Annotated in this window: 22 protein-coding genes; 15 read left to right on the top strand and 7 right to left on the bottom strand. The window is 72.9% G+C overall.

Annotated features, from left to right (window positions below):
• Positions 1-26 precede the first annotated feature (26 nt).
• Positions 27-1,775, bottom strand: a complete 1,749-nt coding sequence (locus tag DQ244_RS13820; RefSeq protein ID WP_113812084.1) for a D-alanyl-D-alanine carboxypeptidase family protein — start codon at positions 1,773-1,775, stop codon at positions 27-29.
• A gap of 183 nt (positions 1,776-1,958) precedes the next feature.
• Here DQ244_RS13820 and DQ244_RS13815 point away from each other — a divergent pair, with 183 nt between their 5' ends.
• Entirely contained in the window at positions 1,959-3,740 is a 1,782-nt protein-coding gene (locus DQ244_RS13815) for a DEDD exonuclease domain-containing protein (RefSeq protein ID WP_113812083.1), read from the top strand.
• Complete coding sequence (locus DQ244_RS13810) at positions 3,737-4,024, top strand: Lrp/AsnC family transcriptional regulator (protein WP_113812082.1); 288 nt, start codon at positions 3,737-3,739, stop codon at positions 4,022-4,024. The genes DQ244_RS13815 and DQ244_RS13810 overlap by 4 nt, the downstream gene beginning before the upstream one ends.
• On the opposite strand, the gene trpD is transcribed toward DQ244_RS13810, so the two are convergent.
• Positions 4,021-5,070, bottom strand: a complete 1,050-nt coding sequence (gene trpD / locus DQ244_RS13805; RefSeq protein WP_233491395.1) for an anthranilate phosphoribosyltransferase — start codon at positions 5,068-5,070, stop codon at positions 4,021-4,023. The genes DQ244_RS13810 and trpD overlap by 4 nt on opposite strands.
• Before the next feature lie 5 nt (positions 5,071-5,075).
• The gene (locus DQ244_RS13800) at positions 5,076-5,504 is read right to left on the bottom strand and encodes a hypothetical protein (RefSeq protein WP_113812080.1); all 429 of its coding nucleotides are present in this window, start codon (positions 5,502-5,504) and stop codon (positions 5,076-5,078) included.
• Between the two features lie 124 nt (positions 5,505-5,628).
• On the opposite strand from DQ244_RS13800, the gene DQ244_RS13795 reads away from it, so the two are divergent.
• The 4 genes from DQ244_RS13795 to DQ244_RS13780 are packed head-to-tail and all read left to right on the top strand — an operon-like array spanning position 5,629 to position 9,905.
• Positions 5,629-6,252 (top strand): heme-copper oxidase subunit III, encoded by a 624-nt coding sequence (locus DQ244_RS13795; protein WP_199580400.1) that lies wholly within the window; start codon positions 5,629-5,631, stop codon positions 6,250-6,252.
• A 7-nt stretch (positions 6,253-6,259) separates the two neighbouring features.
• A complete protein-coding gene (locus tag DQ244_RS13790) occupies positions 6,260-7,099 on the top strand; it encodes a cytochrome c (protein ID WP_113812079.1) in 840 nt (279 codons plus the stop codon).
• Positions 7,096-8,208 carry a ubiquinol-cytochrome c reductase iron-sulfur subunit gene (locus DQ244_RS13785; RefSeq protein ID WP_113812078.1) on the top strand — a complete coding sequence of 371 codons (1,113 nt, stop codon included), beginning with the start codon at positions 7,096-7,098 and terminating at the stop codon, positions 8,206-8,208. The genes DQ244_RS13790 and DQ244_RS13785 overlap by 4 nt, the downstream gene beginning before the upstream one ends.
• The gene (locus DQ244_RS13780) at positions 8,208-9,905 is read left to right on the top strand and encodes a cytochrome bc complex cytochrome b subunit (RefSeq protein ID WP_113812077.1); all 1,698 of its coding nucleotides are present in this window, start codon (positions 8,208-8,210) and stop codon (positions 9,903-9,905) included. Before DQ244_RS13785 ends, DQ244_RS13780 begins: the two co-directional genes overlap by 1 nt.
• A 759-nt stretch (positions 9,906-10,664) precedes the next feature.
• Here the strand turns inward: DQ244_RS13780 and DQ244_RS13775 are convergent.
• The gene (locus tag DQ244_RS13775; RefSeq protein WP_113812076.1) at positions 10,665-11,069 is read right to left on the bottom strand and encodes a cytochrome c oxidase subunit 4; all 405 of its coding nucleotides are present in this window, start codon (positions 11,067-11,069) and stop codon (positions 10,665-10,667) included.
• Positions 11,070-11,114: 45 nt separating this feature from the next.
• Complete coding sequence (gene coxB / locus DQ244_RS13770) at positions 11,115-12,002, bottom strand: cytochrome c oxidase subunit II (RefSeq protein ID WP_113812075.1); 888 nt, start codon at positions 12,000-12,002, stop codon at positions 11,115-11,117.
• A 251-nt stretch (positions 12,003-12,253) separates the two neighbouring features.
• On the opposite strand from coxB, the gene DQ244_RS13765 reads away from it, so the two are divergent.
• The 3 genes from DQ244_RS13765 to asnB are packed head-to-tail and all read left to right on the top strand — an operon-like array spanning position 12,254 to position 14,931.
• Entirely contained in the window at positions 12,254-12,619 is a 366-nt protein-coding gene (locus tag DQ244_RS13765; protein ID WP_113812074.1) for a metalloprotease, read from the top strand.
• On the top strand, positions 12,609-12,953 hold the full coding sequence (locus DQ244_RS13760; protein WP_113812073.1) for a DUF3817 domain-containing protein: 345 nt from the start codon (positions 12,609-12,611) through the stop codon (positions 12,951-12,953). The genes DQ244_RS13765 and DQ244_RS13760 overlap by 11 nt, the downstream gene beginning before the upstream one ends.
• Positions 12,954-12,999: 46 nt before the next feature.
• Positions 13,000-14,931 carry an asparagine synthase (glutamine-hydrolyzing) gene (gene asnB / locus DQ244_RS13755; protein ID WP_113812072.1) on the top strand — a complete coding sequence of 644 codons (1,932 nt, stop codon included), beginning with the start codon at positions 13,000-13,002 and terminating at the stop codon, positions 14,929-14,931.
• Between the two features lie 64 nt (positions 14,932-14,995).
• Here asnB and DQ244_RS13750 read toward each other — a convergent pair whose 3' ends face one another.
• Positions 14,996-15,343: an iron-sulfur cluster assembly accessory protein gene (locus DQ244_RS13750; protein WP_113812071.1), complete on the bottom strand. Its 348-nt coding sequence runs from the start codon at positions 15,341-15,343 to the stop codon at positions 14,996-14,998.
• A 153-nt stretch (positions 15,344-15,496) separates the two neighbouring features.
• Here DQ244_RS13750 and DQ244_RS13745 point away from each other — a divergent pair, with 153 nt between their 5' ends.
• The 3 genes from DQ244_RS13745 to DQ244_RS13735 are packed head-to-tail and all read left to right on the top strand — an operon-like array spanning position 15,497 to position 17,947.
• The gene (locus tag DQ244_RS13745; RefSeq protein WP_113812070.1) at positions 15,497-16,114 is read left to right on the top strand and encodes a DUF3043 domain-containing protein; all 618 of its coding nucleotides are present in this window, start codon (positions 15,497-15,499) and stop codon (positions 16,112-16,114) included.
• A 25-nt stretch (positions 16,115-16,139) separates the two neighbouring features.
• The gene (locus tag DQ244_RS13740) at positions 16,140-16,949 is read left to right on the top strand and encodes an MBL fold metallo-hydrolase (protein ID WP_113812069.1); all 810 of its coding nucleotides are present in this window, start codon (positions 16,140-16,142) and stop codon (positions 16,947-16,949) included.
• Positions 16,950-16,960: 11 nt separating this feature from the next.
• On the top strand, positions 16,961-17,947 hold the full coding sequence (locus DQ244_RS13735; RefSeq protein WP_113812068.1) for an aldo/keto reductase family protein: 987 nt from the start codon (positions 16,961-16,963) through the stop codon (positions 17,945-17,947).
• A gap of 34 nt (positions 17,948-17,981) precedes the next feature.
• Here DQ244_RS13735 and DQ244_RS13730 read toward each other — a convergent pair whose 3' ends face one another.
• The gene (locus DQ244_RS13730; RefSeq protein WP_113812067.1) at positions 17,982-18,191 is read right to left on the bottom strand and encodes a hypothetical protein; all 210 of its coding nucleotides are present in this window, start codon (positions 18,189-18,191) and stop codon (positions 17,982-17,984) included.
• Positions 18,192-18,302: 111 nt separating this feature from the next.
• Between DQ244_RS13730 and DQ244_RS13725 the strand changes: the two genes are divergently transcribed.
• From DQ244_RS13725 to DQ244_RS13715, 3 genes are read left to right on the top strand one after another with little or no spacing between them, the layout of a single operon-like run.
• On the top strand, positions 18,303-18,749 hold the full coding sequence (locus DQ244_RS13725) for a phage holin family protein (RefSeq protein ID WP_113812066.1): 447 nt from the start codon (positions 18,303-18,305) through the stop codon (positions 18,747-18,749).
• Complete coding sequence (locus DQ244_RS13720; RefSeq protein WP_113812065.1) at positions 18,746-19,042, top strand: DUF3618 domain-containing protein; 297 nt, start codon at positions 18,746-18,748, stop codon at positions 19,040-19,042. The genes DQ244_RS13725 and DQ244_RS13720 overlap by 4 nt, the downstream gene beginning before the upstream one ends.
• Positions 19,039-19,311: a DUF4235 domain-containing protein gene (locus tag DQ244_RS13715; protein ID WP_113812064.1), complete on the top strand. Its 273-nt coding sequence runs from the start codon at positions 19,039-19,041 to the stop codon at positions 19,309-19,311. The genes DQ244_RS13720 and DQ244_RS13715 overlap by 4 nt, the downstream gene beginning before the upstream one ends.
• Positions 19,312-19,314 lie beyond the last annotated feature (3 nt).

Genomic DNA, 19,314 nt, shown 5'->3' with positions numbered 1-19,314 from the left:
ATCCGGACGGAGCGTCCGGCCCCGGCTCAGGTGCCGGCGTACTCCCAGTGCCAGGGCTCCTCGCGGCCGTTCCCGGGATCGGCCCAGGTCGGGTGCAGGTAGCCGAACCGGCCGGCGTTGGCGACCATCCAGGCGTACTGCGGCGTCCCGAACCGCTCGATGCCGCCGCACAGGTCGACGGCCAGACCCCAGCCGTGGTTGCTGGTGCCCGGGACGGCGGCCAGCGCCGGCTTCTGCCCGTACAGCCGCACCTGGCTGCCGTACGTGCGGTAGGAGTCGGTGATGCAGAGGGGACCGCCGAAGGCGGCGGCGTAGGCCTGCGACATCGCGCGGTAGGCGGCGGCGGCGTCGCAACGGAGGGTGTGCCCGGCCGCTCCCAGCGGGCACATCGCGCTGGGCGGGATGAGGCCGTTCGGGTACCCGCCCCAGGCACGCGCGCCGTCGTAGCTCGGGGGGTAGACGGTGTTGCCGCACTCCACGCGCAGCGCGCCCTCGGCCGGCTCCGGCACGGCGACGGCGGCCCGGGCGGGCAGGCTCGGGCGGCCGATGCCCAGCACCTGGTCACCCGGCAGCGTCCGCACCACCACCGCGCCGGCCCGTCCGTCGGCGGCCAGCATCGTGCGGGGGTCCAGGGCGATGCCCACGTGCCCGAGCCCGGACTCCGGGGTGCCCAGGAAGACCAGGTCACCGGGCAGCACGTCGGCCGGGGCCACCGGCGCGGTCGTGGCGAACAGCTCCCCCTGCGTGCCCGGCAGGGGGACGCCGGCCCGTCCGTAGACCGACTGCACCAGCGAGCCGCAGTCCCACGAGTCCGGACCGGCCGTGCCGGGGGCGTACGGCTTCCCGAGGGCCTCCATGGCCCCGCTGACCGCGGTCAGCGTCTCCGCGGGCAGCACGAGGACCGAGCTCGGCTGGGCGGGCTGCTGGGCAGCACCCGCCTGGGCACCGCCGCCGCTCGCGGCGACCGGCACCAGGGCGCCGGGCAGCCCCCGCTCCGGGGTGCGCAGCGCGGCGGCGGGCGTCGCGGCGAGACCCGCCGCGGCGAGCTGGTCGACGTAGGCGCGCCAGTTGGCCGCCGTCCGCTCGTTGACGTCGACCTGCTCGGCCTGCAGCTGCGCCAGCTGCCCGTCGACCACGTCGAGCGCCTCGTCCAGCTCCGCGGTGACGGCGTCGGCCGCCGCCTCCAGCTCGGCGACGCGGGCGCTCACCTCGTCGGCCCGCGCCGCGGCCCGGTCCAGGACGGCCTGGGCCCGCTGCTGCTCGTCCAGCGCGGCCCTGCGGTAGGTCTCGGCCACCGTGATGACCTGCGCCGCGTGCGAGTCGACGGCGTCCAGGAAGCCCATGGCGGACAGGACGTCGCCGGGGTCGCCGCTGCCGAGGAGCACGGTCAGCCGCGACAGCCCCCCGCCGTCGCGGTAGACGGCGGCGGCGTACCCGGCCACCGCCTGCTGGTGGACCGACAGCTCGCCCTGCTTGGCCGCGAGGACCGCGCGCGCCTCCTCGACGGCCCGCTGCGCCTCGGCCAGCTCCTCGCGGGCGGCCACGACCTCGTCCTGCTGCGCGCGCAGGTCGTCCTGCACCTCCGCGGCCTTGTCCTGCAGCCGGTCCAGGTCACGGCTGTCGAGCACGCCCGAGGTGCCACCGGGCTGGTCGCTGGGAGCTGCCGACGCCGTCGCCGGCGCGACCGCCAGGGCGACCGCCAGGGAGGCCACCGCGGCCAGCACGGCACGCCGGGCCGGCGGGACGGACGGGCGCGACCGGGAACGCGCGGGCATCGGGCCACCTTCACGACCGGACGGTCGCCCCCTGCGCGACCGTCACCAGCACGAATGGTGTCCTGCCCGCGCCAGGAGTGCCAGGCGGGAGCCCCCGCGAGCGGCTCCGACCCCCTGGACGGGGGACGCCGGGCCCGGCGCGCGTCCCCCGGACTGTCAGCACCCCGACCTAGCGTCCGCCGCGTGCCACCCTCCTCTCCCGCTGCGGGCTACCAGCAGGTCTCGATCGCGGAGCTCGGGACGCAGCTGTCCCAGGTCACCTTCGTCGTGGTCGACCTGGAGACGACCGGCGGCTCGCCCAAGGACAGCGCGATCACCGAGATCGGGGCCGTGAAGGTCCGCGGCGGCCAGGTCCTCGGGGAGTTCCAGACGCTGGTCGACCCCGGTCACGAGATCCCGCCCTACATCAGCGTGCTGACCGGCATCACGTCGACGATGGTCGCGACCGCGCCCCGCATCGACGCCGTCCTGCCGGCCTTCCTGGAGTTCGCGCGCGGCACGGTCATGGTCGCCCACAACGCCCCGTTCGACCTCGGCTTCCTCAAGGCCGCCTGCGCGGGGTCGGGCATCCCGTGGCCGGGACCGGCATCGGTCGACACCGCGGTCCTGGCCCGCCGGCTGCTCAGCCGCGACGAGGTGCCCAACTGCAAGCTCGGCACCCTCGCGCCGTACTTCTCCGCGACCACCTCCCCCACCCACCGGGCCCTCGACGACGCGCGGGCCACCGTCGACGTGCTGCACGGCCTGTTCGAGCGGCTCGGCCCCCTGGGCATCACGACCCTCGAGGAGCTGACCGGGCTCACCCGCCAGATCGACCCCGAGCGGCGGCGGAAGCGGCACCTGGCCGACGGCGTCCCCCACGGGCCGGGCGTCTACCTCTTCCGCGGCCCGCGCGACGAGCCGCTCTACGTCGGCACGTCCACCGATCTGCGCAGCCGGGTCCGGAGCTACTTCTCCTCCAGCGAGCAGCGCAGCCGGATCACCGAGATGGTCCGGCTGGCCCAGCGGATCGACACCGTCTCCTGCGCCCACGCCCTCGAGGCGGCCGTTCGGGAGCTCCGGCTGATCGCCGAGCACAAGCCCCGGTACAACCGGCGGTCCCGCTTCCCCGAGCGCACGCTGTGGGTGCGGCTCACCGAGGAGCCCTTCCCCCGGCTCTCCGTGGTGCGGCGCGTCCGGCCCGACGCCGGGGTGTTCCTCGGCCCCTTCCCCGACCGCCGGGCCGCCGACGCCGCCGTCGCGGCCGTCCACGAGGTCCTCCCCCTGCGCCAGTGCACCGTCCGGATCTCCCCGCGCACGCCCGGCAGCGCGTGCGCCCTCGCGGGCATGGGCCGGTGCGGCGCCCCGTGCACCGGCGCCCAGTCGGTCGACGAGTACGCCGACGTCGCCGCGGTCTTCGCCGCGGCCGTCACCTCCGACCCGCGGCCCCTCATGGCGCCGCTGCTGCACCGGGTGGAGCGCCTGGCCGCCGAGGAGCGCTACGAGGACGCCGCCGTGCTGCGCGACCGGATGGCGGTGCTGGTGCGGGCCGTCCGCCGCCGTCAGCGCCTGGAGTCCCTGGCCGCGGTGCCCGAGCTGGTGCTCGCCCGGCCCGACGGGTCGGGCGGCTGGGAGCTCTCGGTGGTCCGGTACGGCCGGCTGGTCGCCGCCGGCACCGCGCCGAGCGGCTCGACCGTCCGCCGCGTCCTCCCCGGCCTCCTCGCGACGGCGGAGACGCTGCCGGGCACCGACGGCGCCGCGACGACGTCGGTCGACGAGACCGAGCTCGTGCTGCGCTGGCTGGAGAAGCCCGGCACCCGGCTGGTCGAGCTCACGGGGACCCTGGCCAGCCCCGCGCCGGGGACCGGTGCCTACAGCGGCTTCCTGGGCCAGGTCGAGGCCGGTCGCGCCGGGCGCGACCCCTTCGCCGACGGCCGCTCGCTGGGGACCCGCGCCCGGCCGGAGCGGATAGCATCCCCGGCGTGATCACCGCCATCGTCATGATCGACGCCGCCACGGACTCGATCCCCGAGGTGGCCGGCGCGATCGCCGACCTCGACGGCGTCAGCGAGGTCTACTCCACCGCCGGCGAGGTCGACCTGATCGCGATCGTCCGGGTGCGGGAGTTCGAGCAGATCGCCGAGGTCGTCGCCGGCCGCATCAACAAGGTGCCCGGCGTGCTGGAGACCGAGACGCACATCGCGTTCCGGGCCTACTCCAAGCACGACCTCGAGGCCGCCTTCTCCATCGGCTTCGAGAGCGCCGACTAGCGGCTGCGCGCCGCCTGGCTGACCTCGACCCAGCGGTCGAGCAGCGCGGCAGCGCGCCCGTCGTCGACGGCCGCCGCGGCCCGCTGCAGCCCAGCGGCCAGGGCGTCGTGCAGCCGCACGTCCCGCTCGGCGAAGGCAGCCAGCGCCGCGGCCGCGTTCAGCAGCACCGCATCGCGGACCGGACCGCGCTCCCCGTCCACGACCCGGCGGAACACGTCGGCGTTGGCCCGCGCGTCGCCCCCGCGCAGCGCGTCCGGACCCGGGGTCCCGATGCCGAGCGCGGACGGATCGACCCGGTCGGCCACCACGCGCCCGTCCCGCACGACCCACACCGCGGACGTGGTGGCCGTCGTCAGCTCGTCGAGCCCGTCGTCCCCGCGGAAGACCAGGGCCCGGGTGCCGCGCACCGCCAGGACCTCGGCGAGGACCGGCGCCATGCGCGCGTTGGCGCAGCCGATCGCCGCGGCCACCGGTCGCGCCGGGTTGGTCAGCGGGCCGAGGAAGTTGAAGACCGTCGCGATGCCCATCTCCCGCCGGGCCGCCGCCGTGTGGCGGTAGCCGGGGTGGAAGACCGGCGCGAAGAAGAACCCGATGCCGGCCTCCCGCACGCAGCGCGCCACGGCCTCGGCCGGCAGGTCGATGACCACACCGAGGGCCTCGAGCACGTCCGCCGCCCCGGACGACGACGACGCGGCGCGGTTGCCGTGCTTGGCCACCGGCGCGCCCGCCGCCGCCGTCACCACCGCCGCCATCGTCGAGATGTTGACGGTGTGCGCGCCGTCGCCACCGGTGCCCACGATGTCGACGCAGTCCAGCGGCAGCTCCACCGCCGTCGCCTGCGCCACCATCTCGGTGGCGAGCCCGGCGACCTCCTGGGCCGACTCCCCCTTGGCACGCAGGGCCACGGCGAACCCGGCCACCTGCGCCGGGGTCGCCTCCCCGGTCATGATCTCGCGCATCGCCCAGCGGGTGTCCTCGGCGGTGAGGTCCTCCCCCGCGAGCAGGCGGTTGAGCAGTCCGGGCCAGGTGGGAGCGACGGCGGGCACCCGCGTCACGGGCGCACGGCCGTCCGCCGGGCGGGGCTGCGCAGCAGGTCGGCGATCACACCGGGGGCCACGAGCGGGTCGACCGGCAGCGGCAGCGTGGCCTCGGCGCGGGACCAGTGCGCCAGCCACCGGTCGGGCTGGCGCGCGATCAGCAGGCAGATCGCGGGCCGGTCGGCCACCTCGACCTCGAGCTGGCGCGCGAGCGCCATGCCGCCGGTCGGCTGGGCCTCGCCGTCCAGGACGCACAGGTCGATGCCGCCGGCGTCGACCGCGGACACGACCTCGGCCGCCGTGGAGCACTCCACCCAGGTGAGCGGGCCGACGTCGCTCGCCGGGCGACGGCCGACCGCGGTGCGGACGGCGTCCCGCACCTCGGGTCGGTGGCTGTAGAGCAGCACGGTGGCCGGTGCGGCGGAGTTCTCGGCGGCACTCACCCGCCCGAGACTAGTGCCCAGGGGCGTTCCCGCAGGCCAACACCTGCGAGTCGGTATCGAGCTGGTCACATCGGCGCCACGCCGTCGCCACCCGCAGTCGTGACCGGGGCCTGCCGATGCCATGATGACCCTCGTGACAACGGCCCCCGTGGCGAGCAGCACCTTCGACACCTCGCGGGTGCACTCCCTGACCCGACCGAACATGGTCAGCGTCGGCACGATCATCTGGCTCGCCAGTGAGCTGATGTTCTTCGCCGGCCTGTTCGCCATGTACTTCACCGCGCGAGCCCGGGCCACCGACGGGTGGCCGCCGGAGCCGACCGAGCTGAACCTGCCGTACGCCACGATCTTCACGGTGATCCTCGTGGCGTCGTCGTTCACCTGCCAGTTCGGCGTCTTCGCCGCCGAGCAGGGCAACGTCTACGGCCTCCGGCGCTGGTTCACCATCACCTTCGCGATGGGCCTGGTCTTCGTGCTCGCGCAGGCGAACGAGTACCGCGTCCTGGTCGTGGACCACGGGACGACGATCTCGTCGTCCACGTACGGCTCCGTCTTCTACCTGACGACGGGCTTCCACGCCCTCCACGTCATCGGCGGGCTCGTCGCCTTCGTCTACGTGCTCATCAGATCGACGATGGGCCGTTTCACGCCGGCACAGGCGACCTCGGCGATCGTGGTCTCCTACTACTGGCACTTCGTCGACGTCGTGTGGGTCGGGCTCTTCGCCACGATCTACCTGATCCGCTAGGGAACCGGTGTCCACCACGAACCCGCAGTCCGACGCCCCGACCGACGCTCCGGGCCGCCCGGTCGACCGGGCCCGCGCCCGCCGCCGGTCCAAGCAGCGCCGCCGCATCGCCAACGTCGCCGGCCTCATGGCGTCGCTGGTGCTCACCGGCTCGCTCTACTCGGTGTTCGCGCCGGCCCAGGCCGCTGACGACACCTCTGAGTCGGCCGCCGAGGCCGCGGGCCGCGAGCTGTACGAGCGCAGCTGCATCACCTGCCACGGCGAGAACCTCGAGGGCGAGCCGAACCGCGGCCCGTCGCTGATCGGCGTCGGCGAGGCCGCCGTCTACTTCCAGGTGCACACCGGGCGCATGCCGCTCGTGCGCCAGGAGGCCGACGCGCCCGACAAGCCGACCATCTTCTCCGACGAGGAGATCGACCAGCTGATGGCCTACATCCAGGCCAACGGCGGCGGCCCCACGCTGCCCTCGGGCAACCTGCGCGACGGCGACCTGGCCGAGGGCGGCGAGCTGTTCCGGCTCAACTGCGCCTCCTGCCACAACTTCGTCGGCGAGGGCGGCGCCCTCTCCTCCGGCAAGGCGGCCCCGAGCCTCGGGGACAGCAACGACCTCGAGATCTACACCGCGATGCTCAGCGGCCCGGAGAACATGCCGGTCTTCGGTGACAACCAGCTGACGCCGGAGGAGAAGCGCTCGATCATCAACTACGTCCAGACCATCAAGTCCCAGGCGGACCCCGGTGGTGCCGGCATCGGCCGCATCGGGCCGGTGGCCGAGGGCCTCGTCATCTGGATCGTCGGCATCGGCGCCCTGATGTTCGGAATCTTCTGGATGGGGAGCAAGGCGTGAACGCCCACGACACCCGCCCCGGTTCGTCCGGCGGCGCGGACACCCCCGGACCGCTGCACGGCGGCCCGGACGCGGACTACACCCCGGAGCAGCTCGCGGCCATGAGCCGCGAGGAGCTGGACCTCCTCGGGGCCCGGTACGACGGCGTGGAGGTCCTCCACGTCGACCCCGGCCCGGAGCCCGGCTCCCGCATGGAGAAGCGCGCCGTCCGCCAGGTCGGCTGGACCTTCGCCGGCGCGGGCATCTCCGCCTTCCTCTTCCTGGTCGTCTACGCCGGGTCGGGCTGGTTCCTCCCCGAGTGGAACTGGGCCACCGAGGGGACCACCTGGAGCGCCATGTTCAACCCGCTCCTGGGTCTGTTCATGGGTCTGGCCTTCACCCTCGCCGGCGTCGGCCTGGTGCTCTACACGAAGAAGCTGCTGCCGCACGAGACCGCGGTGCAGGACAAGCACGACGGCTCGCACTTCGACCGGGTGACCACGGGCGCCACGCTCGTCGGCGGTCTGCACAACAGCGGCCTGGCCCGGCGCAAGCTGCTCACCCGCTCGCTCGGCTTCATGGGCGCGGCGTTCGGTCTCATGCTCATCGCCCCGCTCGGCGGCCTGATCAAGAACCCGAACACGGGCAACCCGCTCGGCCGCACCAGCTGGGCCGAGGGCGTGCGCCTGCTGCGCGACGACGGCAGCCCGATCCGTCCCGGTGACCAGCAGCCCGGCTCCCTGGAGACGGTCTTCCCTGCCGTGCCGGGCGGGAACCTGCAGTCCGACGCCGCCACCATGCTGATCCGGCTCCGCCCGGAGCAGGTCGCCGCGGACCGGCCCAAGGAGGGCCAGGAGGACTTCGGCTACGGCGACTACGTCGCCTACTCCAAGATCTGCACGCACGCCGGTTGCCCGGTGTCGCTGTACGAGCAGGAGACCAGCCGGATCCTCTGCCCGTGCCACCAGTCGCAGTTCGACGTGACGCAGGGAGCCAAGCCGGTCTTCGGGCCCGCGACCCGCTCCCTGCCGCAGCTGCCCATCACCGTCGACGACGAGGGCTACTTCGTCGCCAGAAGTGACTACATTGAAGCGGTAGGACCCACCTACTGGAACCGGGAGCGCATCTGATGGCAGCTACCGCCACGGCGCCGGGCGCGCCGACCTCCCGGCTGGGCAAGGCCGCGACCGAGTTCGACGACCGGCTGATCGTCGCGGGCCCGGTGCGCCGCACGCTCAACAAGGTCTTCCCGGACCACTGGTCGTTCCTGCTGGGTGAGATCGCCCTCTACTCCTTCATCATCGCGCTGCTGTCGGGCACCTACCTGACGTTCTTCTTCGACGCGTCGATGGTCGAGGTCGCCTACGACGGCGAGTACGACCCGCTGCGCGGCACCGAGATGTCGGCGGCCTACGCCTCGGCGCTCGACCTGTCGTTCGACGTCCGCGGCGGCCTGTTCATGCGCCAGATGCACCACTGGGCGGCGCTGCTCTTCGTCGCCTCGATCGTGGTGCACCTGCTGCGCGTCTTCTTCACCGGCGCCTTCCGCCGGCCGCGCGAGACCAACTGGCTCATCGGCGTGGTCATGCTGGTGCTGGCGCTGCTCATGGGCGTCACCGGCTACACCCTCCCTGACGACCTGCTGTCGGGTACCGGGCTCCGCATCATCAGCGCGATCCTGCTGTCGATCCCCGTCATCGGGACCTGGGCGCACTTCGCCATCTTCAACGGCGACTTCGTCGGCACCGAGATCATCGGGCGCTTCTACATCGCCCACGTGCTGATCTTCCCGGCGATCCTGCTCGCCCTGATCGCGGTGCACCTGCTGATCCTGGTCAAGCAGAAGCACACCCAGTTCCCCGGCCCGGGCCGCACCGAGCACAACGTGGTCGGCAACCGGCTCTTCCCCACCTTCGCGGGCAAGGCCACCGGGCTGCTGCTGGTCGTCTTCGGCGTCTGCGCCGCTCTCGCGGGTCTCGTCCAGATCAACCCGATCTGGCTGTGGGGCCCGTACAACCCGGCGCAGGTCTCGGCGGCGTCGCAGCCGGACTGGTACATCGGCTTCCTCGACGGCTCGACCCGCATCTTCCCGGCCTGGGACATCAACCTCCCCGGTGACTACACGATCCCGGCGCTCTTCTGGCCGACCGTCGTCGTGGCCGGCGCGATGTTCACGGTGCTCGCGCTCTACCCGACGCTCGAGCGCAAGATCTCCGGCGACACGGCGCCGCACCACCTGCTGCAGCGTCCCCGCGACGTCCCCGTGCGCACGTCGCTCGGCGCGATGGCCCTGACGTTCTACTTCTGGCTGATGGTGGCCGGCGGCAACGACGTCATCGCCGACAAGTTCGACATCAGCCTGAACGCGATGACGTGGATCGGCCGGATCGGGGTCATCGTGCTCCCGCCGATCGTCTACGTGATCACGTACCGGATCTGCCTGGGCCTGCAGCAGCACGACCGCGAGGTCCTGGAGCACGGCATCGAGACCGGTGTCATCCGGCGGCTGCCGCACGGCGAGTTCATCGAGGTGCACCAGCCCCTCGGCCCGGTCGACGAGCACGGCCACGGCCAGCTGGCCTACGGCGGCGCTCCGGTGCCGAAGCGCATGAACCATGTCGGCGGCGCCCGCCGTGCGATCCGGGGCTTCTTCACGCCGATCGAGCAGCCGTCCGCGGTGGAGCTCGAGCTGCGTGAGCGCCGTGGCCTCCCGTCCGGCGAGACGACGCGGGAGCTCACCAGCTCCGGTCGCCCCTCCGACGGTGGTCGCCCGTCCGACGGCGGCCGGCCCTCCGACGGTGGTCGCCCGCAGGACGCGCGCGACTGATCGACAGCACTCCAGAAGGGCCCCGGTGGAATCCACCGGGGCCCTTCTGCACGTCCGGGTCTCCGTCGTCCGGCCCCGCTCGTCGGTCGCGGCCCACTCCCACGCAGCACGGCGCGCAGCACGGACCCGCGAACCCCTGACGGCACCCGCTGGACGACGCCGCCGGGAGCGCTCAGCCGGCGGGACGGCGGCCACCACCGCGCCTCGGGCCGCAGGTCGTGGCGGCGGACGGGGGCCGACATGAGGAGCGGCGGCCGGGCCACACCGTGTCACCGGCCCACGGCGGGGCTCCACCGGTCCGGCCCCCGACAGCGGGCGGGGGCGGCGACGCGGGCTCCGGGGAGCTGATGGCTCCTGGGGTGCCGCTGCCGCTCGTCGAGCGCCTCCGCGCCACGCAGGGGGGCTGGGACCACGCCCCCTCCACGGACGCGCCGCTGGAGCAGGTCAGCCCCGCTCATCGTGCGGCTGGCCGGGCACCTCCGGTCCGAGCTGCCCCGTCACCGCCTCGTCACCAGCACCCGCGGCGCCCCACGTCCCGTGGGGGGGTGCAGCGGCTGACCGGGGCGAGATGACCGACCGGCCGATCCGCCGCTGTACGGGACCTCCCCAGGTGGACCGCCCGAGGCCGGACCGCGACGAGCGGGACCGGGCCCCCGGTCCGGGGCTGCAGCCGGTACGTCCCTCTGCAGGCGGCCGGGCAGACGACGAGGGCCCCACCCGCCAGTGGCGGGTGGGGCCCTCGTCGACGATCCGAGCCGGTCAGCTCTGCGTTGCGTTCTGCCCCACGTAGAACTCGAAGAGCAGGCCGCCGACGGTGATCAGCAGCGCAGCGCCGGCGATCAGCATCAGCCAGAAGTAGAAGAAAGCGAGAGCCAGACCCATGAGCGCCGCGGACAGCGCCAGGCCGAACGGCCAGTAGCTGGCCGGCGGGAAGAAGCCGAGCTCACCCGCACCTTCGGCGATGTCGGCGTCCTTGCGGTCCTCGGGACGGGCGTCGATGCGCCGCGACACGAACCAGAAGAAGCCACCGATGAGGCCGGTCAGCCCACCCGACAGGGCGAGCGCCGTGGTGCCGATCGGCTCGCGGGACCACAGCCCGTACACCAGCGCGGCCACGATGCAGAACAACGTGATCAGGTTGAAGATCAGCGCCTCGACCTTCACGGCCGTGCCTCCTCGTGCGTGGCTCCCGTGCGGGGAGCGGGAGCGTCAGTCACCAGCGGACTGCTGCTGGTCGACGTTCTTGTTCTGTGCCAGGTCCAGCGGCGTGGTCGTGCCGGCGTCGCCGGGCTGACCGATCTCCTCGAGGGCCTCGTACGTGCCCAGGCCGGACTCGCGAGCGGCCAGGTAGGCGTCGTAGTCGTCACCCGAGACCGCGCGCACCTCGAAGTTCATGTACGCGTGGTAGGTGCCGCACAGCTCGGCGCAGCGGCCGACGTAGGCACCCTCCTCCTGGACGGTGACCTCGAAGACGTTGTCGCGGCCGTTCTCGTTGCCGGGGATCACGTCGAGCTTGAAGAGGAACTCGGGGACCCAGAACGAGTGGATGACGTCGGCGGACGCCACCTGGAACCGGATGGAGCGGTCGGTGGGCACCACCAGGATCGGGATCTGGGTGCTGCTGCCGACGGTGCTGACGGGCGTGCCGTCCTGCCCCTCGGTCTCCGGGTAGACGAACTCCCAGTTCCACTTGAACGCGTTGACCTGGATGGTCTCGTCCGGGTTCGCGCTGCGCTCCATCACCTTGTTCTGCGTCACCACGGTGTAGAAGAACAACCCGGCGATGATCACGAACGGGATGACCGTGAGCACGATCTCCAGCGGCAGGTTGTACGCCGTCTGCCGCGGCAGCTCGTCGCCCCGCTTCCGGTGACGGACCACGGAGTAGCCGATGAGCGCCCAGACGATGATGCCGACGATCAGGGCGGCGATGACCGACCCCGTCCACAGCTCACGCATGGCGGTGGCCTCTTCGGTGATGCCTTCCGGCCAACCGAAGCGCCAGAACTCGTTGTTCGGCATCTCGCATCCGGTGAGGGTCAGCACCCCCAGGAGACCGAGCGCGGCCAGCCGCGCGAGCCTGCTGCCTCGAGCCACTGCTCGCTGCCTCCTCGTCCTCCGCCCGGGTACCGGGCGGTCGTTCCAGCGGGTCCTCCACCGGTGTTCGGCGGCGTGCGTGCACGCCGATCACAGTGTGGGCCGAGACTAGCCGACCCGCCTGCGGGGCCGACCACCGGAGACGGTTGCGGCGGGTCGCAGCGGCCGGGACGGCCCGCGCGCCCCGCCTCCTCCCCCGCCGGGCCGCGAGCCGGACGGGGCGCACCGGGACGGCGGTTAGAGTCGGGTGCGTGTACACCCGGCTGCTGACCCCGAAGTGGGTGCTCCTGCACCTGCTCGTGGTCGCCCTGTTCGTCGCCACGTTCTTCCTCGGCTACTGGCAGTTCAGCAAGGCCGAGGCCGGCGGTGGCGCGGTCAACTGGAGCTACGCGCTGCAGTGGCCCCTCTACGGCTTCATGGGCGTGTGGTTCTACGTGCGCATGGTGCGCGACGAGCTCCGCCGCGACCCCGACGCCGACGACCCGGGCAGCGCGATCGTGCTGTACCAGCGGCCCCGGATCGACACCACGGGCGACCCCGAGCTCGCCGCCTACAACGCCTACCTCGCCGAGCTCAACGAGCGGGCGCTGGGACAGAGGAGCAGCAATGGCCGTTGAGCAGCCCACCCGCGCGGCCGGCCGCGACGTCCCCACCGCCCTGACCCGTTACCGGGTGATGGCCAACGTCGTCGGGGTGCTGCTCATCGCGCTGATCTTCGTCGCCGTGCCGCTCAAGCACCTCGGCGGCATCGACGGCCCGGTCGCGGTGCTGGGCACCGCGCACGGGTGGCTCTACGGCCTGTTCTTCCTCGCCACGGTCGACCTCGCCCTGCGCGCCCGGTGGACCGTCCAGGGCTTCCTGGTCACCGTCGTCGCCGGCACGGTCCCGTTCCTGTCCTTCTGGGCGGAGCGCCGGGCCACCCGGAAGACCCGCGCCGGCGAGCGCGTCTGACCGTCGCGGTCCCCCGCCCCCTCACGATCCCGGAGTCCCGCGCCTCATGTGTGGCCTGATCGCCTACTTCTCCACCGACGCCGACCGCGTCGACGACGGCACGGTCGACGCGGTGCGCGCGGCGCAGAACTGCGTCCGCCACCGCGGTCCCGACGAGAACGAGGCCTGGTGGGACACCCGGGCGGTGTTCGGGTTCAACCGGCTGTCCTTCATCGACATCGAGCACAGCCACCAGCCGATGCCCTACGCCGACGGCCGGTACCGGATCGTCTTCAACGGCGAGATCTACAACTACCTGGAGCTCCGCGAGGAGCTGAAGGCCGTCGGCGCCACGTTCGCCACCGAGGGCGACACCGAGGCGATCGTCGCGGGCTACCACCTGTGGGGCGAGGACGTCGTCCAGAAGCTGCGCGGCATGTTCGCCTTTCTCATCTGGGACACCCAGGAGAAGACGGTGTTCGGCGCCCGCGACCCGTTCGGCATCAAGCCCCTGTTCACCGCCCGGCTGGCCGACGGCGGGCTGGTCTTCAGCTCCGAGAAGAAGGCCGTGCTCGAGCTGCTGGGCGGCAGCGAGGCGGCGGGCGGGGTCGACGCCGCGTCCCTGCAGCACTACCTGACCCTGCAGTACGTGCCGGAGCCCGCCACGCTGCACCGTGGGATCCGCCGCATCGAGAGCGGCACCAGCTTCACCGTCGTCGACGGCGAGCTGACGACGAAGCGCTACTTCCACCCGTCCTTCCCGATCCGCCCGGTCGCGAAGGACGAGCAGCAGGCCCTCTACGACCGCATCGCCGACGTCCTCGACGACTCGGTGCGCGTGCACATGCGCGCCGACGTCACCGTCGGGTCGTTCCTCTCCGGTGGCATCGACTCCACGGCCATCGCGGCGCTGGCCAAGCGCTACAACCCGAAGCTGCTCACCTTCACGACCGGCTTCGAGCGCCAGGGCTTCTCCGAGATCGACGTCGCCGCCGAGTCCGCCGCCGCCATCGGCGTCGAGCACATCACCAAGGTGGTCACCCCGCAGGAGTTCGCCGAGTCGATCCCGCTGGTGGTCTGGTACCTCGACGACCCGGTCGCCGACCCCGCGCTCGTGCCGCTGTACTTCATCGCCCGCGAGGCCCGGAAGCACGTGAAGGTCGTGCTCTCCGGCGAAGGCGCCGACGAGCTGTTCGGCGGCTACAACATCTACCGCGAGCCGCTGTCGCTGGCGGCGTTCGAGAAGCTGCCGCGCGGCGTCCGCCGGGCCCTCGGCGCGCTGTCGACGAAGCTGCCCGACGGCATGCGCGGCAAGGACCTGCTGCGCCGCGGCTCGATCCCGCTGGAGCAGCGCTACTACGGCAACGCACGGCTCTTCCGCGACGACGAGCTCGGCTTCCTGCGCAGCCGCGACCCCGACCTCTCCCACGTGACGGTGACCCGGGAGCTGTACGAGCGCACCCGCGCGGCCGGGTACGACGACGTCACGGCCATGCAGTACGTGGACCTGTTCACCTGGCTGCGCGGGGACATCCTGGTCAAGGCCGACAAGATGACGATGGCCAACTCGCTGGAGCTGCGGGTGCCGTTCCTCGACCCCGAGGTCTTCCGGGTGGCGTCCACCATCCCGGTCGACCAGCGGGTGACCAAGGAGACGACGAAGTACGCGCTGCGGCGGGCGCTGGAGCAGATCGTGCCGGCGCACGTGCTGAACCGCCGCAAGCTGGGCTTCCCCGTGCCCACGCGGCACTGGCTGGCCGAGGACCTGCACGACTGGGCCCGGCAGGTCATCACCGACAGCGGCACCGACGAGTGGCTGGACAGGTCCCAGGTGCTGGCGATGCTCGACGCGCACCGGGACAACCAGCGGTCGGGCTCGCCGGTCGACTACTCGCGCAAGCTGTGGACGCTGCTGGTCTTCATGATCTGGCACGGCATCTTCGTCGAGGAGCGGATCCGGCCCGAGATCCCGGCGACGGTCTACCCCGTGCGGCTCTGACCGCCCGGGAACGCGACAGCGCCCGGTCCCCCGAGGGGGGACCGGGCGCTGCGTGCGTCTGGGATCAGCTGAACGAGTCGCCGCACGCGCAGGAGCTGCCCGCGTTGGGGTTGTCGATCGTGAAGCCCTGCTTCTCGATGCTGTCGACGAAGTCGATCGTCGCGCCGCCCAGGTACGGGCCGCTCATCCGGTCGACGATGACCTCGACGCCACCGAAGTCGTAGGTCTGGTCGCCGTCGAGGTACCGCTCGTCGAAGAAGAGCTGGTACCGCAGGCCGGAGCAACCGCCGGGCTGGACGGCGATGCGCAGCCGCAGGTCGTCACGACCCTCCTGGTCCAGCAGAGCCTTGACCTTGGCGGCCGCGGGGTCGCTGAGCACGACGCCGGTGGCCGCAGTGTCCTGCACCGTCATATTCCTGTCCTCTCCCTCCGAGGTGTCCGCGCACGCGCACTCCCTCGCGGACGAACGCCGCCGGGACGGCACCTCTTCCCGTGCTGCCCCCACTGTACGGCTCCGGGCGCGACCTCCGGGGGTGCGTTGCTCACACACGTAGACTCGCGCCCTGTGAAGCTCCGCCTGCCCGGCCGCCGTGACGCCGCCCCGACGCCCGACGCCAGCTCCGCCGATCCCGGCGAGCTCACCTCCGAGCTGCTCAAGACCGGCGGCAAGGGCCGTCCGACGCCCCGGCGCAGCGAGGCCCAGGGCCGCCGCCAGGGTCCGCCCCCGCCGCCGCCCACCACGCGCAAGGAGGCCTACAAGCGGATGCGCGAGCAGCAGGCGCTCCGCCGGGCCGAGACCCGCCAGGGCGCGGCCCGCGGCGACGACTCCTTCCTGCCCGCGCGCGACCGGGGTCCGGTCCGCAAGCTCGTGCGCGACGTCGTCGACGGCCGGCGCAACATCGGCAGCCTCTTCCTCGCCGTCGCCGCCGTCGCCCTCATCGGCACGTTCGTGCCGAGCCTCGCGGTGAAGGCCTACTCCAGCTTCGTGCTCTTCGGCTTCTTCGTCCTCCTGGTCATCGACTCGGTGGTGCTCGGTCGCAAGATCAAGCAGACCGTCCTCGCCCGCTTCCCCGACCAGGACCACCGGATGAAGGGCCTGGTCTGGTACGGCATCAGCCGCTCCACCATGATCCGCCGGTGGCGCTTCCCCAAGCCCGAGGTCTCCCTCGGCTCGAAGGCCTGAGCACCCGACCCGCGCCGGCGCGTTGATGCGCGTCACCCTGCTCGGCACCGGCGCCGCCGACGGCTGGCCCAACCCGTGGTGCACCTGCACGTCCTGCTCCGATGCCCGCGCGACCGGCCAGGCGCGGCGGCCCACCTCGGCCCTGCTCGACGGCGTGCTGCTGCTCGACCTCTCCCCCGCACCGCCGCCGGTCGAGGTCTGCCTCGCTGAGGTGCGCACGGTGCTGGTGACGCACGACCACCCCGACCACTGCGCTCCGCTGGCCCTGCTGGCCCGTCAGTGGGTGCGCCGCGACGAGCCGCTCACCGTGGCCGGGCCGGCACCGGTGCTCGACGCCGTCCGCCCGTGGCTCGGCCCCGGCGACCCGGTGGACCTCGTCGCGCTCGGGCCCGGGGACCGGCTCGACCGGCACGGGTACGCGGTCCGCGCCCTCGCCGCCGCGCACGAGGTGCCGACGGTGCTCTTCGACGTCACCGGCCCCGACGGGGGGCGGTTGCTCTACGCCACCGACACCGGTCCCCTGCCGGAGGGGACGGTGGAGGCCGCCCGCGGCGCCGCCTACGACGTCGTCCTGCTCGAGGAGACCTTCGGCGACCACGTCACCCACGGGACCGGCCACCTCGACCTGACGACGTTCCCCGCGCAGCTGGACCGGCTGCGCGCGGTCGGTGCGGTCACCGCAGCCACCGACGTCGTCGCCGTCCACCTGGGCCACCACAACCCACCGACCGCCGTGCTCGCCGGCCGGCTGGCCCGGCACGGCGCCCGCGTGGTCCCCGACGGGGCCGAGCTCGGGGGCGAGCGAGCGGTGGGGGGCGAGGGGTCCTTCCACTAACGTCGCGGTACGTGGAATTCAGACGCCTCGGCCGCTCCGGCCTGACCATCTCCGAGATCGCGTACGGCAACTGGCTCACCCACGGCGGGCAGGTGGAGGAGGACGCGGCCAACGCCTGCGTCCGGGCCGCCCTCGACGCCGGCATCACCACCTTCGACACCGCCGACGTCTACGCCGGCACGCGCGCCGAGACCGTGCTGGGCGAGGCCCTGGCCGGCGTGCGCCGCGAGTCGATCGAGCTGTTCACCAAGGTCTACTGGCCGACCGGCCCCGGGCAGAACGACCGCGGCCTCGGCCGCAAGCACGTCATCGAGAGCGCGCACGCCTCGCTGCGCCGGCTGCGGACCGACTACGTCGACCTGTACCAGGCGCACCGCTACGACACCACGGTGCCGCTCGAGGAGACGATGACCGCCTTCGCCGACCTGGTGCGGCAGGGCAAGGCGCTCTACATCGGCGTCTCGGAGTGGAACGCCGAGCAGATCGCCGCGGGCGCCGCGCTGGCCCGCGACCTCGGCATCCAGCTGATCAGCAACCAGCCGCAGTACTCGATGCTCTGGCGGGTCATCGAGCCCGAGGTGGTCCCGACGTCGGAGTCCGAGGGCATCTCCCAGATCGTCTGGTCGCCGCTGGCGCAGGGCATCCTCACCGGCAAGTACCGGCCCGGCGAGCAGCCCCCGGCCGACAGCCGCGCCGGCCACGCCGAGGCGGGCCAGTCGATGCAGCGGTTCATGCGCGACGACCTGCTCGCCCGCGTGCAGGACCTGCGCCCGATCGCCGAGGACCTGGGCCTGTCGATGGCCCAGCTGGCGCTGGCCTGGGTGCTCCAGAACGGGAACGTCGCCGCCGCGATCATCGGTGCGACCCGGCCGGAGCAGGTGCACGACAACGTGAAGGCCGCCGGGGTCACGCTGGACGACGACGTCCTCGCCCGGATCGACGAGGTCCTGGGCGACGCGGTCGAGCGCGACGCGAGCAAGACCGCCCGGGGATTCTGACCCGGGGCCGTGACCCTCGGGTTCTACCTGAGGGTCACGCCTCGGCGAGACCCATGCCGTAGACCTTCCGGTCCCCGTCGAAGAGGGTCACCGTGGCGACGCCGTTGTCGAGCAGCTCGCGCCAGTTCTCCCCGAGCCACGACTCGGCGTCGCCCTGGTTGTCCTCCTCCGGCACCTCCACACCGACCGCGGCGGGGTCCAGGGTCGAGCCGGACGGGTCCTCCAAGCGCCAGTGCCAGGTCATGGGCGCAGGTTAGCCGGGTGCGGGCGCCGTTGCCGCGATGTGATCCTGTCGCCGGTTTCCGGTCCGCCGGGGCGGGCATGGCAGTCCACCGACCCGCCTACCGGAGGACAGATGACCGCCACCCCCCAGCCCGCGACGGGCGCCACGCGCGCCCAGGCCCCGCCGCCCGACCCGGCCACCGCCTCGACCGGCGAGCTGATCGGTGCCCTCCCCGACCTCGTCACCCGGCTGGTGCGCGACGAGGTCCGCCTCGCGCAGGCGGAGGTCACGCAGAAGGCCAAGCGGCTGGGCATCGGCGCCGGTCTGTTCGGCGGGGCGGGCCTCCTCGCCGTCCTGGGGCTGGGGGCGCTGGTGACCGCCGCGATCCTCGGCCTGGCGAACGTCATGCCGGGCTGGCTGGCCGCGATCGTCGTCGCCGTCGTCCTCTTCCTCGTCGCCGGCGTGCTCGCCCTCGTCGGGAAGAAGGACGTGCAGCAGGCGGCCCCGCCGCTGCCGACCGAGACCCTCGCGAGCGTCCAGGAGGACATCGCCGCGGTGAAGCGCGGGGTCGGCCGATGAGCACGCCCGAGCCCACGGCCGACGGGCCCACCGACGTCGACGCGATCAAGGCCGACATCGACGCCACCCGCGAGCAGCTCGGCCGCACCGTCGACGAGCTCAGCCACCGGCTGGACGTCCCCGCCCGCACCAAGGAGAGTGCGCTCCGGGCGAAGGACACGGCGGTGGAGACCTACCGCGAGAGCCCGCCGCTCACCATCGCCGGCCTGCTGGCCGTCGCCGGGGTGATCGCCGGGATCGTCGTCCTGCGCAAGAAGCGCGCCGAGCGCGCCACGAGGAGGAGGAAGCGTTGAGCAAGGGAGCCAAGCTCGCCTACCGGCCCATCGGCCTGATCGGCGGCATCCTGGCCGGTTCGCTGAGCGGGCTGGTCTTCAAGCAGATCTGGAAGGCCGTCGCCAACGAGGACGACGCACCCTCGGCGCTGCAGAGCGAGTACCGGATGCGCGAGGTCGTGCTGGCCGCCGCCATCCAGGGTGCGATCTTCGCGGCGACGAAGGCCGCGATCGACCGCGCGGGCGCCCGGGGCTTCACCAAGCTCACCGGCGCCTGGCCCGGCGACTAGGTC

Origin of the sequence: Blastococcus sp. TBT05-19, from assembly GCF_003319095.1 — a bacterium.
Lineage (GTDB): Bacteria > Actinomycetota > Actinomycetes > Mycobacteriales > Geodermatophilaceae > Blastococcus.
Note: the sequence above shows the minus strand (reverse complement) of the source record. Positions and strands in the feature narration are given on the sequence as shown.